A 17828-nucleotide genomic window follows, 5' to 3' on the forward strand; every position below is an offset into this window, starting at 1 on the left:
ATGTTAATGCTGGCATCTGTCGTGTCCGCTAGTTTCCCGGTTCCTCAATCACGAGGTAACAGGGGACTGCCATGACAAAATTTGCCTGGCTTATCGCGTGTGCCGTCGGCAGCGTGGCCGCCGCGCCGGCCTGCGCCGCCGATTTCTTCCTCAACGTCGGCCCGGGCACCAGCTCGACCGATTTCGGCAATACCGGCACCACGCCGGGGACGATCGCGGACCGGTTCTTCTTCACCGTGCCCAACGGCATGGCGAACGGCCTGATCGGATCGATCGAGCTGGGATCGTCGCTGGATGTCGATCTGGGCAGCGTGTTCCTGGACGACAAGCCGTTCGACGTGATCCTGTCGGACGGCGTCGAACTCCAGACGCTGTCATGGACCAATCTGACCGCGGGGCAGCACATCATCACCGTCAACGGCAGCTGGGGCACGGCGGGCGGCTCCTATGCCGGGACGCTGAACTTCACGCCGATGGCGGTGCCGGAGCCGGCATCCTGGGCGATGATGATCGCCGGTGTCGGCATAGCGGGCGGCACGCTGCGCCGTCGTCGCGCGGTCAGGACGACCGTGCGGTTCGCCTGATCGCCCGGCCGCCATGCGGTCGAAGTGCCGCGGGCATGGGTGACGAAAGCCGCCGATCGACGGATCGGCGGCTTTCTGCGTGATGACGTGATCGCGGCGCTGCCCCGCCCCGCCTCCCGGCCCCGCCTTCCTGCCCCCGCCTTCCTGCCCTTGCCTTCGTGCGTTCGCGCGGTTATCTGCACACCCCATCCGACAGCGAGGATGTGCGCGCGCCGGTTCCTCCGAAATGAGGAAGCGGTGGCGGGTTCATGTCCCGCGATCGGTCGTTCATCACGAACGAACACACAGGAAATCCAGACGTGGCGAAGACGACCCCCATCGAATTCATCAACCAGGTCCAGGCCGAACGTAAGAAGATCACGTGGCCGACGTGGAAGGAAACGTGGATGACCGGCCTGATGGTCGTCATCATGACCACGATCCTCGCGCTGTTCTTCCTGGGGGTGGATTCGTTCTTCAACGCGGTGGTTTCCGCGCTTCTCAAGCTCGCGCAGTAAGGACTGGCATGGCTCGCTGGTATATCATCCACGCCTATTCTGGTTTCGAGGGCAAGGTCCGCGATTCGATCATGGCGGAGGCGACCCGGATGGGTCTCGACCGGCTGGTCGAGCAGATCGAGGTCCCGACCGAAACCGTGACCGAAGCCCGTCGCGGCAAGAAGATCGCGGTCGAGCGCAAGTTCATGCCCGGTTACGTGCTGGCCAAGCTCGACATGAACGATCAGGTCTACCATCTGGTCAAGAACACGCCGAAGGTGACCGGCTTCCTGGGCGCGATGGGCAAGCCGCAGGCGATCAGCGAGGCCGAGGCCGCGCGGATGCTCCAGTCGAAGGAAGAGGCCGCCGCCGCCCCGAAGACCAAGGTCAAGGTCGATTACGAGATCGGCGACGCGGTCAAGGTGCTGGAAGGCCCCTTCGCCAGCTTCAACGGCACCGTCGAGGGACTGGATTTCGACAAGTCCAAGGTCAAGGTGTCGGTGTCGATCTTCGGCCGCGCCACGCCGGTGGAACTGGACTTCGAGCAGGTCGAACGCTCGAAGTAGTTTTCGGGTTTTTGGTGGTGATGCGGGAAGCCGGTGCGGGAGCGCCGGCTTTTTGCGTTTCGGGGGTGTGGGTGTGGGTTCCACCGTTCGGGCGACGTGGCCCGCTAGACCGGGCTGATGGGAGCGACCCAGCGGCGCTGCGGACGATCTTACTGTTGCCCGTACGAGAGCGTTCGAGTGCCCGCTAATGGTGGTTAGCTGCCGTTCCCGTGCAACCTCGGATCGATGCGCGAAGCGATTGATAATGGGTAGCTTTCCAGAACCTGCGCCGGTCCGATCGGAGTATCCGAAGTGTAGTAGACAACCCAATGATCCCCCCGGCGAGGCATGGCAGTTCCATCATCGCAAGAGCCACCTCCCCATCCACGATCGAAAACGACCAGTTCTGGCGACCCGTCACCGACAATCATTTTTGCTACGCTTGCCGTGACCCGCCAAGGTGCTTGATAATTGGGGTGAAGCCGCTGGAGCTTCTGGATAACCTGATTGGAGAGGTGGCGAGCATCGGTGATGCTCACCAATGCCACCCTAATATCGCTTCGCTGTGCGTAAACGTCTTCGATCCGCTGCTCTGGTGACCTGAATACTCGGCAGGCTTGCGCTGGCAGCGCAAATCCGAGAGCCGCGAGCGCGCCACACAAGGTCAGGGTCATTTCCCGCTTCATCTCACGAACCTAGCATGGAACGAAACGACCGCAATTGGGCGTTAGCGGACTTTCTCAACTATCGTGGACAGCGGAGCGACCGCGTCAGAGCAGCGACCTCGGCCGTGCGTCGAGCCATCGGCTCACTGCGGATGAGATAGTCGGCGCGAGCGCATGTGGACAAGTTTTGCACAGGCTCGGCCTGAATGGACCGAGCATTCCATCCTCCGTTCGCCCTGAGCTTGTCGAAGGGCACCTCTCCGGCAGTCCAACGCTTGTGGAAAGCAGCCCTTCGGCAGGCTCAGGGCGAACGGTAGAGGGGGATCAGCGCTTCGGCAGGCCCAGGATGAACGCGTCGAGGCGTTGGAGGGCGATGGCGATCTCGTCGGCTTCGTCGGGGAGCGGTTCGACCGTCGGAGCGGTCGGCTGCGGCGTCTGGACGACGGCGCTTTTCGGGCGCGGGCGCGTCCGGGGCGGTTTCGGCGTCAGCACGACCTGATCCAGCGCGGGCAGGTTCGGCGCGGGGGGTTCGTGTTTCGTGCGGCGGGCGAAGGCGTCGAGGCGGGCGATCGCGATGGCGTTCTCCTCCTCTTCCTGCATGACGCGTTGCGCGGCGCGGGTGGCGGCGACGCGGGCTTGCCACGCCTCGCGGGTTTCGGTCGGGAGCTTGCGCGCGGCGGGGCGCTCGGCGGCGTGGCGGGCGGAGCGGTCGTGGAGTTGCAGGAGCATGATCGCCTGTTCGGGCGTCATCGACGGGATCGGCGGCGGGTCGTTGCGGCGCCACGCGTCGTCGCGGGCGGAGGCGGGGTCGAAGCTTTCGATCAGCGCCATCTCGATGCGTTCGCGCGCGGTCTTCAGCGCCATCCGCATCTCTCGCGCGAAAGCGGGGCTGGCGTCGCGACGGGCGTAGAAGGCGGAGTGGGAGAAGCCGGCGGCCTTGGCGGCGAGGCGGATGTTGGCGGTGGCGGAGAGGGCGGCGAGGAACGCCTGTTCGTGTTCTGTGGTGAGTTGGCGACGAGCCGGAGCGCGAAGCTGGAGCTGGCCGGCGCGGGTGCGGATGAGGCGGGGTTCGTTGGAGTCGGTAGTGGACGGCGCGGCATTCGCGTTCAGGCGGGCGGCGGCGAAGGCGAGCGCGGCATCCCATTCGGCGGCGAAGGCGGGGTGCGCGTTGCGGCGCTTCGTGAAGCGGGCGCGGTGGGCGCCGAGGTCCCTCGCCGCCTGACGCACGTTGCCGGTGCGGCGCAGGAGGCGGAGGAAGGCGGCGTTCTCCAGCGCCTGTTCTCGGGTGAAGGGCCGTGGCATGACGCGACGGTCTGCCGGGTTTTCCAACATCGCAAGATGTATGTGGTGGGAGCGGGATCAGCGACCGCCGGGGGGCAGGTTGGTCTCCAGATAGTTCGTCATCAGCGTGTAGAGGTGGAGCGTGGTGTTCTCCTTCTCGCTGATCGCGTGGGTGCGGTCGGGATAGGCCATCATCGAGAACTGCCGGTTCGCGCCGATCAGCTTGTCGGCGAGCTGTTCGGTGTTCTGATAGTGGACGTTGTCGTCGCCGGTGCCGTGGATGACGAGGAGGTTGCCCTTCAGGTTGGCGGCGTAGGTGATCGGGGAGCCATCGCGGAAGCCGGTCGGGTTGTCCTTCGGCAGGCCCATGTACCGCTCCTGATAGACGGTGTCGTACAGCGTCTGGTCGGCGACGGGCGCAACGGCGATGCCGGTTTTGAACAGCTCGGGGAAGCGGAACATCGCGTGCAGCGTACTCGATCCGCCGCCGCTCCAGCCCCAGATGCCGACGCGGGACGGGTCGATATAGGGGCGGTCGGCGAGCAGCTTGCGGACGCCGGCGGCGACGTCGATCGGGCCGAGGACGCCGATCTGGCGGTAGATGACCTTGCGCCACTCGCGGCCGCGCGGGGCTGGCGTGCCGCGGGGGTCGATGCTGGCGACGATATAGCCCTTCTGGGCGAGCATCCGGTGCCACATCGCGCCGCGCCCGCCCCAGCGGTCGGCGACGGTCTGGCCGGCGGGCTCGCCGTAGACCTGCACCAGCAGCGGGTATTTCTTCGCGGGGTCGAAATTCGCGGGGCGGATGATCCAGGCGTCGAGCATCAGGCCCTTGCCGACGTCGAGGCGGGCGAACTCGGTCCCGGGCAGGCCGGCGGTCGTGACCGTGTCCTGGATCGCGGCGTTGCGGGCGAGGACGCGCGCGCTGCGCTGGGTCTGGAGGTCGACGATATCGGTCATCGGCGCGGTGTCGAAGCGCGAGACGGTGTGCTTGGCCCAGCGTGCGCCGGGGGCGATGTCGTAGCTGTTCCAGCCGGCCTGCGCGGACGGGGTGACGCGCTCGACGCGGGGTTTGCCGGACAGGGCGGCGCGGTAGAGGTACAGCTGCGTCGGATTGTCGGGCGAGGCGGTGAAATAGGCCCAGCCGCTCGCCTCGTCGATCGTGAGCAGGTCGACGACGTCGAACTTGCCGGGCGTGCGCAGTTCCAGGCGCTTGCCGTCGCGCGAGGCGACGTAGAGATGCCGCCAGCCGTCGCGCTCGCTCATCCAGGTGAAGCCGGCGTCATTGCGGAGCCATTCGGGGGCTGCGTTCGCCTCGACCCAGGCGGCGTCCTTCTCCACGAACAGCGGCGTGGTCGAGCCGGTGGCGGGATCGCCGAGCATCACCTGATAGGTGTTCTGGAGGCGGTTGGCGTACTGGATGAAGACGCGGCCGGACTTGCCGGCCCAGCTCATCTGCGGGACGTAGTTCTGGCGCGGATCACCCTCCAGCCTGAACCACGTCGTCTCGCCGCCGGACACGTCGACCGCGCCCACGCGGACGGCGGAGTTGGCGGTGCCGGCCTTGGGGTACTGGATCGGGATGACCTTGGAATACTGGCCGCCGGTGTTCTGGATCATGTCGAACGTGCCGACCCCCGACGTGTCGAAGCGCCAATAGGCCAGCTTGCGCGAATCGGGGCTCCACGCAAACGCCTTGCGCAGGCCGAATTCCTCCTCATAAACCCAGTCGCCGACGCCGTTGACGATCAGGTCCGAACCGTCGCGCGTCAGCCGCGAAGGCGCACCGCCACCGGCTGGTTCCACATACAGGTCGTTGTCGCGGACATAGGCGATGCGGCTGCCGTCGGGGGAGAATTCGGCGTACATCAGTGTCTGCGGCGCGGCGTCGCCACCGATCTTGCGGAACGCCTTCGCGTCGAGGTCGAGCAGCCAGTAATCGCCGTACGCATTGGTGCGGCGGAAGCGCTTCGTGTTGGTCGCGATCAGCAGGCGGCGCTCGTCGGAGGAGAAGCTGTAATCCTCGATCGCCACGGACTTGCCCGTCGCCTTGTCGACGAGATCATTCGCCGACACGACGACGCGGCGGTTCTGGCCGGTGACGTCGTAGCGGACGAGGTCGCTGCCATCCTTCACGTCCTTCGACGGCTCGATCGCAAGATACCCCTGCCCGTCCTTCGTCCATTCGCCGGTGGCGCTGCTCTCGCCGCGGACCGCACTCTTGCCGAAAATCGTCTCGATCGTGAGCGGGGCCGCGACTTGCGCGAAGGCGGGGAGCGGCGCGAAGGCGGGGAGCGGCGCGAGCAGCAGGGCGAGCGTGACGAGCGCGGACGAACGCATGGATTGTACCCCCGGATATACGATTGTTGCGCGGACAGTAGCGGCGGATTCCCGCCCCGCAAGCGGATTGCTTTTTGCGGAGATGACCGGTAAGGCCCGTCGCTTCCAAGCACATGCGACGGAAGCCTTTGCGGGAGGATGCGCGCATCCGTACGTACCGCTAAACTTGAACGGGCGGGGCGCTGTTGCGCTCGCAGCCTCTCTACAGAGTGAGATACATGGCAAAGAAGATCACAGGTTACATCAACCTGCAGGTTCCTGCCGGCGACGCGAAGCCCGCACCGCCGATCGGACCCGCGCTGGGTCAGCGCGGCGTAAACATCATGGAGTTCTGCAAGGCGTTCAACGCCGCGACGACCGACATGGCCAAGGGGACGCCGATCCCCACCAAGATCACGGTCTATGCCGACCGTTCGTTCAGCTTCGAGACGAAGACGCCGCCGGCGACCTTCCTCATCAAGCAGGCGATCAACATCAAGTCGGGCTCCAAGGAGCCGGGCAAGACGGTCGCGGGCAAGATCAAGCGTTCGCAGCTGTCGGAGATCGCGCAGGTCAAGATGAAGGACCTGAACGCGAACGACATCGACGCCGCGACGAAGATCATCGAAGGTTCGGCCCGCGCCATGGGCCTCGAAGTGACGGAGGGCTGATCCATGGCCAAGCTGACCAAGAAGCAGAAGACGCTGTCGATCAATCCCGAGCAGCTGCACGGCATCGACGAGGCGATCGCCCTCGCCCGCACCAACGCGACCGCCAAGTTCGACGAGACCATCGAGGTCGCGCTGAACCTGGGCGTCGATCCGCGTCACGCCGACCAGATGGTCCGCGGCGTCGTGAACCTGCCCAAGGGCACCGGCAAGACGGTGCGCGTCGGCGTGTTCGCCCGCGGCGCGAAGGCCGACGAAGCGCGTGAGGCGGGTGCCGACGTGGTCGGTGCCGAGGACCTGATGGAGATCATCCAGGGTGGCACGATCGACTTCGATCGCTGCATCGCGACCCCGGACCTGATGGGCGTCGTCGGTCGCCTCGGCAAGGTGCTGGGTCCGAAGGGCCTGATGCCGAACCCGAAGCTGGGCACCGTGACGATGAACGTCGCGCAGGCGGTCAAGGACGCCAAGTCCGGCCAGGTCGAGTACCGCGTCGAGAAGGCCGGCATCATCCATTCGGGCATCGGCAAGGCGTCGTTCCCGGCCGAGGACCTGCGCGCGAACTTCGACGCGCTGGTCGACGCGGTCGTGCGGGCCAAGCCGTCGGGCGCGAAGGGCAAGTATGTCCGCAAGATCGCGCTGTCGTCGTCGATGGGTCCGGGGATCAAGATCGACACGACCGAAGTCGCCGGCGCGTAATCGCCGCCGGTTCCTTCCGGGTTCGGAAGGGATGAGATCAAGGGCCGCAGGAGTGATCCTGCGGCCCTTTTCCTGTGTAGCGGGGGTGCTGGCCGCCGACGCGAGGATTCAGTCGCCTTGCGGGCGATCGGTGCTGTTCGGCCGATCTGGATTGCCATCGTCGCGCCGATCCGCTGGCGGCCCCTTCGCCGATGTTAAGCCTTGGTTCGCGGAAACGATGGTCGGACGCCGACGTATCGGCCAGCTTCGTGGGTCGTCAGGATCCGGCAATCCCTATCGCGGCGTACGGCGGCCGATGCCCGATATAGGCACCATCGATCCGATCGATCGGCAGCCCGAGCGCGACCAGCCCGGTGATCCGTTTGCCGTAATAGGCCAGCAAGGCCCGGACGCCTCCGTCCACATCGCTGTCGCGCAGCTGCCGCGACGCCAGCAACCAGCCGCCACGGTCATATTTGATGACGTCCAGCCCGGCCAGCTTCTGGCAGTGCCGAAAGGTCGAACCATAGCTGAGACCCGTGATCGCAGCGATCCGGCGGACATCGATCGGCATGCGAAGCGCGTCCGGCGTCGGCTCGATCGCATAGGCCCGGCTCAGTGCGTCGTCTGTGGTGATATGGCGGACGTTGGCGACGATGATGACGATCCACACCAGCTTGCTGGTCCAGTCGGTGATCGGTTCGTGCGCGATCTCATAGGGCACCAGCGCGATGTCGAGGGCCGCCGCCATGGTGGCAGCGAGCAGCCCTGGCCGCGGAGCACCCTCCGGATGCCCGAAATCCAGGTCGGATGCCAGATCCTCGGCAAGCCTGATGAACCGATCGTGCGCGCCGGTCAGGAACGCCGTGATCGCCGGCGCTGCGGCGGGATGGTTGTTGATCGCGACCCCCTTGCCGGTCGCGATCACCAGGCCCTGCTCCTGCATCGCGGCGACATAGCGGTGGATCGAGGCGTAAGGGGCCGCCAGCGATTGCGAGATGGCGCGGACCGACATCGACTGGCGAAGCCCGGCAGGTCGTTCGATGACCTCGCCATTGACCCAGTCCGCCGCGCACCGGCTTAGCAGCAGCAGGGCCACCACGCCCCATTCGTACCGCCCCCGGCCCAGCTCGACCACGGCGAGCGTGGACGACAGCAGCCCCTCGTTGCCCAGTCGCGACAGTCGCCTGATCGGAAACGAGTCCATGCGTCCCTCATACCCATCCGACGTCCCCGACGACAGGTGGCGGCGATCGGATGCCCCAAAGCGGCACGCGGTCCATTCCGGATACTCCGGTCGTTTACACGGTGTAGACCATCGCTATCTGGTCCGGCCTTCAGTTCGCGTCCGGATCGTCCGACGCGGCATTTTCTTGGGGGCAATATGAACATCAGGGCATCCGCACGTATTCTGGCAGCGATCCTGGCCAGCGTTACGGCCGCAAGTGGTGCAAGCGCCGCGACGTACGAAATAAAGGATGGCAAGCTGGTGGCGATCCGTGGAATTTACGGGCATCCCGTGGCCTCCGATTTCGCGGATGCCAATCGGCTGGGCAACCGAGCCATATTCGTCACGCCCGACGGCACCTTCGAGAGGCTTTCCGATGTCGAATTCGTCGATGGAACCTGCCTCGACATCTTCGGCAAATGCAGATCCATGGACGGTTTCTCGCCGCGCCCCATCAGAGTGTTGAACAATTTCATCGATCTCATGAAAGATGGGGTGAAGATCAATGGAAAGATCTATGATTTCGCCAGCAGTCCCACGCTCATCAATGGATGCGAGAGTACGGTGTCCTGTGCGGTTATCGTCGGCTCTCGCTACGCCGACTTCGACAAGGTGGATGCCATCAAGCATATCATCAACGCCGTGGGCGGCAACTCCAGCGTCGACGTCCCGAAGAGCGACGCCACCGTCGACACCAGGACGCTCAGCGGCACGACGTTCGCTCGCTACACCTCCTATACCAAGCTCGTCACCACCGTTCCCGAACCCGCCACCTGGGCGATGATGCTGCTCGGTTTCGGCACGATCGGCGGTGCGGCCCGCTATCGCCGCAAATCGCGGACCGTTTCGTTCGTCTGAACACCCCTTCGGGCCTGACAAGAAAGCCGTCGGTCGAAAGACCGGCGGCTTTCCTGTGTCCAGCAACATGACCGGCCGCTCATGGTGGCTGCGGCCGGCATGCCACGCATCGCGGACAGGACCGGGGGGCTGGACTTGGCCCGGTCCGGCGCGCCAGGTCCTGTGGGGATCTTCCTCAAGGGCGGTCATCGGGGGTAAGGGCGGCGTTCAACACCGACCCGGAGCCGTGTCATTCCCGATCCTCGCCGCATATTGGTCGATGCCGATGCCTGTCCGGTGAAGGACGAGATCTACCGCGTGGCGTGGCGCGTGGGGGTGGCGGTGGTGATCGTCAGCAACCAGCATCTGCGCATTCCGGCGCATCCGCTGGTCAGCCGCGTCGTGGTGAGCGACGGGTTCGATGCGGCGGACGACTGGATCGCGGAGCAGTCCGACGCGCGCTGCGTGGTGGTTACGGCGGATATCCTGTTGGCGGACCGGTGCCTGAAAGCGGGCGCCACCGTGCTGTCGCCGACGGGGAAGCCGTTCACGGCGGCGTCGATCGGCGGGGCGATCGCGACGCGGGCGATCATGGCGGACCTGCGCGCGGGCGGGGATCAACTGGGTGGGCCGGCACCGTTCCAGAAGGCGGACCGGTCGCGGTTCCTGTCGGCGCTGGATGCGGCGTTGGTTAAGTTGGGGCGGTCGGTGTGACCGCTCCCCCTCTCCCGAGGAGAGGGGGAGCGGTACTTACAGCACGAAGCGGCTGAGGTCGGTATTGCGCGCAATGCTGGCGAGTTGCTGGTCGACATAGGCGCCGTCGACGACCAGCGTCTGGCCGGCGCGGTCCTCGGCGTCGAAGCTGACGTCCTCCAGCAGCTTTTCCATGACCGTCTGGAGGCGACGGGCACCGATATTCTCGACCTCGCCATTCACCTCCGCGGCGATGCGGGCGACGGCGGCGATGCCGTCCTCGGTGAACTCGACCGTGACCTCCTCGGTGGCGAGCAGCGCCTTGTACTGGAGCGGCAGCGATGCCTTGGTGTCGGACAGGATCGCGACGAAATCGGCCTCGGTCAGGCCCTTGAGTTCGACGCGGATCGGCAGGCGACCCTGAAGTTCGGGCAGCAGGTCGCTGGGCTTGGCGACGTGGAACGCGCCCGATGCGATGAAGAGGATGTGGTCGGTCTTCATCGGGCCGTATTTGGTGGCGACCGTCGTCCCCTCGATCAGCGGCAGCAGGTCGCGCTGCACGCCCTCGCGGCTGACGGAGCCGCCGCGCACGTCGCTGACCGCGATCTTGTCGATCTCGTCGAGGAAGACGATGCCGTTCGCCTCCGCGTCGGCCAGCGCGGTGCGGCTGACCTCGTCCTGATCGAGGCGCTTGTCGGCCTCCTCCTCGACCAATTTGTCCCATGCGGCGCGGACGGTGAGCTTGCGGCGTTTGAGCTGCTGACCGCCGCCGAACGACTTCATCATCTCGCCCAGATTTATCATCTGCGGCGCGCCGCCGGGGATGTCGAAGGGCATGGCCGGGGCCTGCTCGACCTCGATTTCGACCTCGGCATTGTCGAGGTGGCCGTCGCGGAAGCGCTGCTTGAAGCTCTCGCGTGTCGCCTGGCTGGACCCCTTGCCGGTCAGCGCGTCGAGCAGGCGGTCGAGCGCGGCCTCCTCCGCCTTGTCCTTGACGGCGGAGCGGCGACGTTCCTTTTCAAGGCGGATCGCTTCCTCGACAAGGTCGCGGGCGATCTGTTCGACGTCGCGACCGACATAGCCGACCTCGGTGAACTTGGTCGCCTCGACCTTGACGAAGGGCGCGTCGGCCAGCTTGGCGAGACGGCGGCTGATCTCTGTCTTGCCGCAGCCGGTGGGCCCGATCATCAGGATGTTCTTCGGCGTGACCTCGTCGCGGAGATCCGCGCCGAGACGCTGACGCCGCCAGCGGTTGCGGAGCGCGACGGCGACCGCGCGCTTGGCATCGGACTGGCCGATGATGTGCGCGTCGAGCGCGGCGACGATGGCTTTCGGGGTGAGCTGGTCGTTCATGGCCAAGGGGTTCATTTCACAGGAAGTGGAGACGCGAAGTGGAGGAAGTGGAGGCGCTGGCGCGCTCCATCTCTCACCCGCTGCTGTCCAGCGTCTCGATCGTGAGGCGGTCGTTGGTGTAGACGCAGACCTCCGCGGCGATCGCCATCGCCTTGCGGCAGATCGTCTCCGCATCGGCTTCGTAATCGACCAGCGCGCGGGCGGCGGCGAGCGCGTAATTGCCGCCCGAGCCGATCGCGGCGACGCCGTTCTCCGGCTCCAGCACGTCGCCGTTACCCGTCAGGATCAGCGTCACGTCCTTGTCGGCGACGATCATCATCGCCTCCAGATTGCGGAGGTATTTGTCGGTGCGCCAGTCCTTCGCCAGTTCGACGGCGGAGCGCAGAAGCTGGCCCTGATGCTGTTCCAGCTTGCGCTCCAGCCGCTCGAACAGGGTGAAGGCGTCCGCCGTCGCCCCCGCGAAGCCGCCGACGACCGCGCCGTCAGCACCCAGCCGCCGCACCTTGCGCGCGTTGGGTTTCATGACCGTCTGGCCCATGGAAACCTGTCCGTCGCCGATGACGACGACCTTACCGTTGCGACGGACGGACAGGATGGTGGTGCCATGCCATACCGGCATGGAGGATTCGTTCCCGCTCATGCTGCGTCATATGGGGGGCTGGCCGGCGGGTGCAAAGAGGGGTGGTGGATGCCGGGACCAGCCCGGCGTGACGGACGATCAGCCGCCCAGCTTCTCCACCTTCGCCTGAAGCGCCGCCATTTCCGCCTTCAGCGCGGCGAGCGTGTCGTCCTTGGCCTCGTCGGCCGTTGCCGATGTCGGCGTCGGCGTGGGCACGCCGCCGACGGGGGGCTTGAACGCGGTCGCGGCGGCTTCGAACATGGCCATGTTGCGCTTGGCGATTTCGGCGAAGGGGCCGGTGGCGAACGCGCCCTCGACGGCGGTGCGGAACTGTTCCTGGTTGCGGCGGAAGCTGTCCATCGACGCCTCCAGATAGCTCGGCACCATCGACTGCATCGAGTCGCCATACATCGAGATCAGCTGGCGCAGGAAATTGACCGGCAGCATCGTCTCACCGCGGCTTTCCTCTTCCATGATGATCTGGGTCAGGACATTGTGGGTGATGTCCTCGTCGGTCTTGGCATCGACGACTTTGAAATCGCGACCCTCACGCGTCATCTTGGCGAGGTGGTCGAGCGTGATGTAGGACGACGTCTCGGTGTTGTAGAGACGACGGTTCGCGTATTTCTTGATGACGACCGTTCCGCCGGCGTTCTGCTTCTTCATGGAAATCCCCCCGAGTGTCGTCCTCTTTCGAACAGCCTAGGCCCAACGATGACGCACCGCAACACGCGCCGCGCCCCCTGCCGCTGTTCCTCGACATGCTGCGCAGCGAAACCGCAAAAGATCCGGCGCGCCGCGCTGCGGCATTGCTGGGGCTGGCCCGATATCAGGCGGCGCGACGCGAGCATGGCCTGCCGCCCCTGAAGGAGGTGCGACGCCATGGCCGGGTGACGTTGCGCGGCACCGCCGGGGAGGGAACACCGGTGGTGCTGGTGCCGTCGCTCATCAATCCGCCGGCCGTGCTCGACCTGTCGGAAGACCGGTCGCTGCTGCGGTGGCTGGGGGCGCAGGGGTTTGCGGCGTGGCTGCTCGACTGGGGCGAGCCGGTGCCGGCGGAACGGGACCTGTCAGTCACGGGGCATGTCGAGTCGCTGCTGCTGCCGTTGCTGGCGACGTTCGACCGGCCGCCGGTGCTGGTCGGATATTGTCTGGGCGGGACGATGGCGCTGGCCGCCGCCGCGCGGGCCCGGGTTGCCGGGGCTCAGGTCGCGGGGGTAGCGACGATGGCCGCGCCATGGAAGTTCGAGGGATACGGACCGGCACGGGATGCGATCGCGGCGATGTGGCGGGGCGCGCAACCGACATGCGAGGCGCTGGGGCTGGTCCCGATGGAGGTGTTGCAGGCGGGATTCTGGCAGCTCGATCCGGCGCGGACGATCGCCAAGTTCGAGGCGTTCGGCCGGATGGACCCGGACAGCGCCCAGGCCAAGGCGTTCATAAGGCTGGAGGACTGGAGCAATGCGGGTGCGCCGCTGACCTATGCCGCGGGGGCGGAGCTATTCGCGATGATCGCCGACGATGCGCCGGGGCGCGGCATGTGGCGGGTCGGGGGCGATACGGTCGATCCGGCGGCACTGGGCGTGCCGGCGGTGGAGTTCGTGTCGACGACCGACCGGATTGTACCTGCCGCGACCGCCGCCGGCTTGCCCGACCACCGGGATATCGCGTCGGGGCATGTCGGCATGATCGTCGGCGGACGGGCGCGGGCGACCTTGTGGCAACCGCTTGCCGACTGGATCGCGGCCCTCCCCTCGCCTACATAGCAAAACAGATTTTCGAGAGGATTCGACACATCATGGCCAGCGCCCCCAACGATATCGTCATCACCGCCGCCAAGCGGACGCCGGTCGGCAGCTTTCTGGGCGCATTCGCCACGACGCCGGCGCACGAGCTGGGCCGGATCGCGATCACCGCCGCGCTGGAGCAGGCCGGCGTCGCGGGCGAGGACGTGTCGGAGGTCATCATGGGTCAGGTGCTGACCGCGGCGCAGGGGCAGAATCCGGCGCGGCAGGCGTCGATGGCGGCAGGCGTACCCAAGGAGGTTCCGGCCTGGGGCGTCAATCAGGTGTGCGGCAGCGGTTTGCGCGCGGTGGCGCTGGCGGCGCAGGCGGTCGCGACCGGCGATGCGACGATCGTCGTCGCGGGTGGTCAGGAGTCGATGTCTCTCTCGGCACATGCGCAGTCGGTGCGCGGCGGGCAGAAGATGGGCGACCTGAGCCTGGTCGACACGATGGTCAAGGACGGGCTGACCGACGTCTTCAACGGGTATCACATGGGCATCACCGCCGAAAATCTGGCGGAACAGTATCAGGTGACGCGGCAGGCACAGGACGAGTTCTCCGTCCGCTCGCAGAACAAGGCGGAGGCCGCGCGCAGTTCCGGTCGCTTCACGGACGAGATCGCGCCGGTGACGATCAAGGGCCGCAAGGGCGATACCGTCGTGTCCGACGACGAGTATATCCGCGCCGGTGCGACGATCGACAGCGTGTCGGGCGTGCGGCCCGCGTTCAAGAAGGACGGCACCGTCACGGCGGCGAACGCGTCCGGCCTGAACGACGGCGCGGCGGCGATCGTCGTGATGAGCCGCGCCGAGGCCGAGAAGCGCGGTACGCCGGTGCTGGCGACGATCCGCAGCTGGGCGTCGGCGGGCGTCGATCCGTCGGTGATGGGCATCGGCCCGGTGCCGGCATCAAAGAAGGCGCTGGAGAAGGCCGGCTGGACGATCGGCGAACTGGACCTGATCGAGGCGAACGAGGCGTTCGCGGCGCAGGCGCTGTCGGTCGGCAAGGAGCTGGGCTGGGACGCGGAGAAGGTCAACGTCAACGGCGGCGCGATCGCGATCGGGCATCCGATCGGCGCGTCGGGCGCGCGGGTGCTGACGACGCTGATCTATGAAATGGGCAAGCGCGACGCCAAGAAGGGTCTGGCGACGCTGTGCATCGGCGGCGGCATGGGCATCGCCATGTGCCTTGAGCGGGACTGACTCGGTCGACCGGTTTCGGTCCCGATGCGAAGTCGTTTCGCCCCTCCCCTGAAGGGATGGGGCGAAGCCGCCGTGACGTCATCGCGCCCATAGCCTTTTGCGACCACGTTGACGATGCAGCGGATCGGTAGGAGGATATCGGTATGACGTTGCTCATGCTTCTGACCGGCGCGGTAGCCGGTGGCGACCTTCCGCCGGCACCGCCGCCGCCCATGGCGCAGCCGGTCCTGATGCGCTGGATGCCCGGCGAGGTGAGATGTGGGGGCGGCGTGCCGGCCGGCGCGCGCGCCTTGCGACCTTATACGAGCCTGTCGTGGTCGTCGGTTACCAGGGTGCCGACGACTTATCGTTTCCGGATCGACGAGACCGGTCGGCCCCTGTCGATCGTGCGGCAGGCGGAGGGATGGGTCGACGGAGCGGAGGACGTTGCGCCGTCGCTCGCCGCGTCGCGCTTCGCACCGGGGGCGGCACGGGACTGCACGATTATCTATACACCCGATCCAAGGACGATGGCGAACGCGCCCGTCGAGGATCTGATGTCCTTTTCCGTCATGCCGCTGAATGGGACGCTGCCGCCGGCGGGATGGGAGCGCATCCGGCCGGTGGGCGGCGATTGCGACCGGGAGCCGCGGGTGCAGTGGCTGGTCGCGGTATCGCCCGATTACGAACGGCTGCCCGCCGCCGCCGGGGTGCGCGACTGGAGCCTGGTGGGATACGATCAGGACGCGGAGGGTCGCCCGGTCAGGACGCGGCTGGCCGGCGGCACGGGCAATGCCGCGCTGGATGCCGCGGCCCTGCGGGCGATCGGGGAGTCGCGACTAACCGGCGGCGCGCGGACCGGCTGCCTCAATCCCTATCTCCGGCGGGCGACGCGGCTGGCCGCACCAGCCGATGTCGAGCTCGACGCGTTGCGACCGGCCGATGGGAATTGCCCCAAGGATGCCGATTGGGCGCAACAGCCGCAGCTGATCTACCCCGAACCCTGGGGCCGGCGGGCGATCGAGGGTTGGGCGGTGCTCGCCTATGACGTCGCGCCGTGGGGGGCGACGGGCCATGTCCGGGTGCTGCGCGCCGAGCCGGCTGACGAGTTCGGGACGGCGGCGGCGTCCATCCTGTCGGGGGCGCGAAGGGCGTCTTCGTCGACAGGGTATACCGGATGCGTCGAGCGGGTGGTCTTCAGGATGGGACCGGGGACGTTCGAGATCATGGCGGACAATTGAGGTCGCGGTTCCGGTGAGGAACGTCCTTCGGGTGTGTCGCGCAAGGTGCCGACCGTCGTGATCGGCTTGCTGTGGCCCCTTGCGACATCACGGCTTGCTATTCGGCCGTTCATACCGGCGGATGCCGGCGATCTGCGGCGGTTGACGGATCATCCCGCGATCACCGGGCCGATCGATTTCCTGTCCTCGCCCTTCGATGACGACGACGCCGTGGCGCTGATCGCGCGGAACGGTGCGGAGGAGTGCTTTCTGGGGCTGTGGGAGGGTGACGATCTGGTCGGCTGCGTCGGCGTGCATCTGCGGGCGGGCGAGCGGATCGAGATCGGCTACTGGATCGACGCCGCGCGGCACGGGCGCGGCTATGCGAGCAAGGGCGTTGCCGCCGTTCTGCACGCCTTGCGGGGCGCGCATCCGGATCGCCGGATCGTCGCAGAGTGCAGGCCGGCGAACCTTCCGTCGTGGCGCCTGCTGCACAAGCTCGGCTTCCGCGATACGGGCGAAGCCGGGGACCGGGTCGGGCGGGCGTTGCTGATGCTGGAGTGATCGGCTCTCAGGCCCAGACCCGCCCATAGCGTGCGCCCAGCCCGGTCAGCAGTTCGTATTGCGACAGGCCGGAGGCGGCGGCGGCGGTGGGGAGATCGAAGGCGATCGACACCCAGTCACCCTCCGCGAGATCGGGCACGGCATCGACGTCGAGCGCGACGAGATCCATCGACACGCGCCCGATCACCGGCAGCGTCACGTCGCCGACAACGGCCGATCCGCGGTCGGAGAAGCCGCGCAGATAGCCGTCCGCATAGCCGAGGTTGAGGATCGCGACTTCGGTGTCCGCCGGCGCGGTCCACGTGGCGTTGTAGCCGACCGTCGCGCCGGCGGGCACGCGACGGCGTTGCAGGACCTGCGCCTGCGGGGTCACGACCTGTCCGATCACGCCGGCGAGTTCGGTGCGGGCGATGCCGCCGTAGAGCGCGAGGCCGGGTCGCGTCAGGTCGAAGGCGTAACCGGTCCCGAGCGCGATGCCCGCGGAATTGGCGAGGCTGAGGCGGCGCGCGCCGGTGCTGCCGCGCAATGCCTCCAGTGCGGCGCGTTGCGCCGGGTTCATCGGTGCGTCCTCGTCGGCGCAGGCGAGATGGCTCATCAGCGTATCGATCGCGAGTCCGTCGAGCAGCCCGGACGCGACATCCGCCGCCGCCAGACCGAGCCGGTTCATGCCGGTATCGACCATCACGTCGCACGGTCCCCCGCCCGCCTCCCGCCAGCGCGCGACCTGCGTCGGCGTATTCAGCACCGGGCGGGCGAAGCCGGCGAGCGCGGCGGGAACGTCCTCCGCGCGGAGGCCGTGCAGGACCGACACGGTCAGGCCGAGCGGCGCGAGCGCCTGCGCCTCCGCCCAGGTCGCGGTGAAGAAGTCGCGGCATCCCGCCTGCGCGAGGCGTCCGGCCACCTGCACCGCACCGAGGCCATAGCCGTCCGCCTTGACCGCGGCGCCGGTGGCCGCGGTGCCGCTCATCCGGTCGAGTGCGCGCCAGTTGGCGGTGAGTGCGTGGCCGTCGATGAGCAGGCGAAGCGGGGGCGGGATGGCGATCACGTCGCCCCGATAGCCGCTGCGGCCCCGGTCAGGCCAGCCCGGTCGCGCCGGAAAAGGTGCCGGCGGCGATCGACGGGCGGGCGGCGGC

At 67.1% G+C, this 17828-nt stretch carries 19 protein-coding genes; 11 read left to right on the top strand and 8 right to left on the bottom strand.

Going from position 1 to position 17828, the window contains the following annotated elements:
• The first annotated feature begins 71 nt into the window (after window positions 1-71).
• The 3 genes from ASG07_RS10295 to nusG all read left to right on the top strand — a co-directional run bounded on the left by ASG07_RS10295 (window position 72) and on the right by nusG (window position 1626).
• The gene (locus ASG07_RS10295) at window positions 72-584 is read left to right on the top strand and encodes an FxDxF family PEP-CTERM protein (RefSeq protein ID WP_055845569.1); all 513 of its coding nucleotides are present in this window, start codon (window positions 72-74) and stop codon (window positions 582-584) included.
• A 299-nt stretch (window positions 585-883) separates the two neighbouring features.
• Window positions 884-1081, top strand: a complete 198-nt coding sequence (gene secE, locus ASG07_RS10300; RefSeq protein ID WP_055846117.1) for a preprotein translocase subunit SecE — start codon at window positions 884-886, stop codon at window positions 1079-1081.
• A gap of 8 nt (window positions 1082-1089) precedes the next feature.
• Entirely contained in the window at window positions 1090-1626 is a 537-nt protein-coding gene (nusG, locus tag ASG07_RS10305) for a transcription termination/antitermination protein NusG (RefSeq protein WP_055845572.1), read from the top strand.
• Window positions 1627-1820: 194 nt separating this feature from the next.
• On the opposite strand, the gene ASG07_RS17495 is transcribed toward nusG, so the two are convergent.
• The 3 genes from ASG07_RS17495 to ASG07_RS10315 form a co-directional block, all read right to left on the bottom strand.
• On the bottom strand, window positions 1821-2279 hold the full coding sequence (locus ASG07_RS17495; protein WP_168377338.1) for a hypothetical protein: 459 nt from the start codon (window positions 2277-2279) through the stop codon (window positions 1821-1823).
• A 315-nt stretch (window positions 2280-2594) separates the two neighbouring features.
• Window positions 2595-3572: a hypothetical protein gene (locus tag ASG07_RS10310; protein WP_156361824.1), complete on the bottom strand. Its 978-nt coding sequence runs from the start codon at window positions 3570-3572 to the stop codon at window positions 2595-2597.
• A gap of 57 nt (window positions 3573-3629) precedes the next feature.
• A complete protein-coding gene (locus ASG07_RS10315; RefSeq protein ID WP_055845578.1) occupies window positions 3630-5891 on the bottom strand; it encodes a S9 family peptidase in 2262 nt (753 codons plus the stop codon).
• 218 nt (window positions 5892-6109) lie between these two features.
• On the opposite strand from ASG07_RS10315, the gene rplK reads away from it, so the two are divergent.
• Together rplK and rplA are read left to right on the top strand one after the other, a co-directional pair.
• Window positions 6110-6541, top strand: coding sequence for a 50S ribosomal protein L11 (rplK, locus tag ASG07_RS10320; protein ID WP_055845581.1), 432 nt, complete (start codon window positions 6110-6112; stop codon window positions 6539-6541).
• Between the two features lie 3 nt (window positions 6542-6544).
• Window positions 6545-7237 (top strand): 50S ribosomal protein L1, encoded by a 693-nt coding sequence (gene rplA / locus ASG07_RS10325; protein ID WP_055845586.1) that lies wholly within the window; start codon window positions 6545-6547, stop codon window positions 7235-7237.
• A 256-nt stretch (window positions 7238-7493) separates the two neighbouring features.
• Here the strand turns inward: rplA and ASG07_RS10330 are convergent, their stop codons facing one another.
• Entirely contained in the window at window positions 7494-8423 is a 930-nt protein-coding gene (locus ASG07_RS10330) for a hypothetical protein (protein WP_055845588.1), read from the bottom strand.
• A 177-nt stretch (window positions 8424-8600) separates the two neighbouring features.
• Here ASG07_RS10330 and ASG07_RS17850 point away from each other — a divergent pair, with 177 nt between their 5' ends.
• Window positions 8601-9302 (top strand): PEPxxWA-CTERM sorting domain-containing protein, encoded by a 702-nt coding sequence (locus ASG07_RS17850; protein WP_055845593.1) that lies wholly within the window; start codon window positions 8601-8603, stop codon window positions 9300-9302.
• Window positions 9303-9533: 231 nt separating this feature from the next.
• Window positions 9534-9995 carry a YaiI/YqxD family protein gene (locus tag ASG07_RS10340; protein WP_055845597.1) on the top strand — a complete coding sequence of 154 codons (462 nt, stop codon included), beginning with the start codon at window positions 9534-9536 and terminating at the stop codon, window positions 9993-9995.
• A gap of 36 nt (window positions 9996-10031) precedes the next feature.
• Here ASG07_RS10340 and hslU read toward each other — a convergent pair whose 3' ends face one another.
• The 3 genes from hslU to phaR form a co-directional block, all read right to left on the bottom strand.
• Window positions 10032-11327 (bottom strand): ATP-dependent protease ATPase subunit HslU, encoded by a 1296-nt coding sequence (hslU, locus tag ASG07_RS10345; RefSeq protein WP_055845600.1) that lies wholly within the window; start codon window positions 11325-11327, stop codon window positions 10032-10034.
• Window positions 11328-11400: 73 nt separating this feature from the next.
• A complete protein-coding gene (gene hslV / locus ASG07_RS10350) occupies window positions 11401-11967 on the bottom strand; it encodes an ATP-dependent protease subunit HslV (RefSeq protein ID WP_204195684.1) in 567 nt (188 codons plus the stop codon).
• A 78-nt stretch (window positions 11968-12045) separates the two neighbouring features.
• A complete protein-coding gene (gene phaR / locus ASG07_RS10355; RefSeq protein WP_055845607.1) occupies window positions 12046-12612 on the bottom strand; it encodes a polyhydroxyalkanoate synthesis repressor PhaR in 567 nt (188 codons plus the stop codon).
• A gap of 95 nt (window positions 12613-12707) precedes the next feature.
• On the opposite strand from phaR, the gene ASG07_RS10360 reads away from it, so the two are divergent.
• The 4 genes from ASG07_RS10360 to ASG07_RS10375 all read left to right on the top strand — a co-directional run bounded on the left by ASG07_RS10360 (window position 12708) and on the right by ASG07_RS10375 (window position 16695).
• Window positions 12708-13712, top strand: coding sequence for an alpha/beta hydrolase (locus tag ASG07_RS10360; protein ID WP_055845611.1), 1005 nt, complete (start codon window positions 12708-12710; stop codon window positions 13710-13712).
• Window positions 13713-13744: 32 nt separating this feature from the next.
• Window positions 13745-14932: an acetyl-CoA C-acetyltransferase gene (locus ASG07_RS10365; RefSeq protein WP_055845614.1), complete on the top strand. Its 1188-nt coding sequence runs from the start codon at window positions 13745-13747 to the stop codon at window positions 14930-14932.
• 143 nt (window positions 14933-15075) lie between these two features.
• Window positions 15076-16152, top strand: coding sequence for a hypothetical protein (locus ASG07_RS10370; RefSeq protein ID WP_055845617.1), 1077 nt, complete (start codon window positions 15076-15078; stop codon window positions 16150-16152).
• Between the two features lie 57 nt (window positions 16153-16209).
• Window positions 16210-16695, top strand: coding sequence for a GNAT family N-acetyltransferase (locus ASG07_RS10375; RefSeq protein ID WP_201780997.1), 486 nt, complete (start codon window positions 16210-16212; stop codon window positions 16693-16695).
• A gap of 7 nt (window positions 16696-16702) precedes the next feature.
• Here ASG07_RS10375 and ASG07_RS10380 read toward each other — a convergent pair whose 3' ends face one another.
• A complete protein-coding gene (locus ASG07_RS10380) occupies window positions 16703-17731 on the bottom strand; it encodes an alanine racemase (RefSeq protein ID WP_156361836.1) in 1029 nt (342 codons plus the stop codon).
• Window positions 17732-17828: the final 97 nt, after the last annotated feature.

It is taken from the genome of Sphingomonas sp. Leaf343, assembly GCF_001423765.1.
Lineage (GTDB): Bacteria > Pseudomonadota > Alphaproteobacteria > Sphingomonadales > Sphingomonadaceae > Sphingomonas.

Bases quoted from the DNA above. Each gene is read 5' to 3' on its own strand.
- ASG07_RS17850 (WP_055845593.1), top strand. From the start codon at position 8,601: ATGAACATCAGGGCATCCGCACGTATTCTGGCAGCGATCCTGGCCAGC.
- rplK (WP_055845581.1), top strand. From the start codon at position 6,110: ATGGCAAAGAAGATCACAGGTTACATCAACCTGCAGGTTCCTGCCGGC.
- ASG07_RS10315 (WP_055845578.1), bottom strand. From the start codon at position 5,891: ATGCGTTCGTCCGCGCTCGTCACGCTCGCCCTGCTGCTCGCGCCGCTC.
- ASG07_RS10310 (WP_156361824.1), bottom strand. From the start codon at position 3,572: ATGCCACGGCCCTTCACCCGAGAACAGGCGCTGGAGAACGCCGCCTTC.
- ASG07_RS10360 (WP_055845611.1), top strand. From the start codon at position 12,708: ATGCTGCGCAGCGAAACCGCAAAAGATCCGGCGCGCCGCGCTGCGGCA.
- rplA (WP_055845586.1), top strand. From the start codon at position 6,545: ATGGCCAAGCTGACCAAGAAGCAGAAGACGCTGTCGATCAATCCCGAG.
- ASG07_RS10330 (WP_055845588.1), bottom strand. From the start codon at position 8,423: ATGGACTCGTTTCCGATCAGGCGACTGTCGCGACTGGGCAACGAGGGG.
- phaR (WP_055845607.1), bottom strand. From the start codon at position 12,612: ATGAAGAAGCAGAACGCCGGCGGAACGGTCGTCATCAAGAAATACGCG.
- hslU (WP_055845600.1), bottom strand. From the start codon at position 11,327: ATGAACGACCAGCTCACCCCGAAAGCCATCGTCGCCGCGCTCGACGCG.
- nusG (WP_055845572.1), top strand. From the start codon at position 1,090: ATGGCTCGCTGGTATATCATCCACGCCTATTCTGGTTTCGAGGGCAAG.
- ASG07_RS10365 (WP_055845614.1), top strand. From the start codon at position 13,745: ATGGCCAGCGCCCCCAACGATATCGTCATCACCGCCGCCAAGCGGACG.
- ASG07_RS10370 (WP_055845617.1), top strand. From the start codon at position 15,076: ATGACGTTGCTCATGCTTCTGACCGGCGCGGTAGCCGGTGGCGACCTT.
- ASG07_RS17495 (WP_168377338.1), bottom strand. From the start codon at position 2,279: ATGACCCTGACCTTGTGTGGCGCGCTCGCGGCTCTCGGATTTGCGCTG.
- hslV (WP_204195684.1), bottom strand. From the start codon at position 11,967: ATGAGCGGGAACGAATCCTCCATGCCGGTATGGCATGGCACCACCATC.
- ASG07_RS10295 (WP_055845569.1), top strand. From the start codon at position 72: ATGACAAAATTTGCCTGGCTTATCGCGTGTGCCGTCGGCAGCGTGGCC.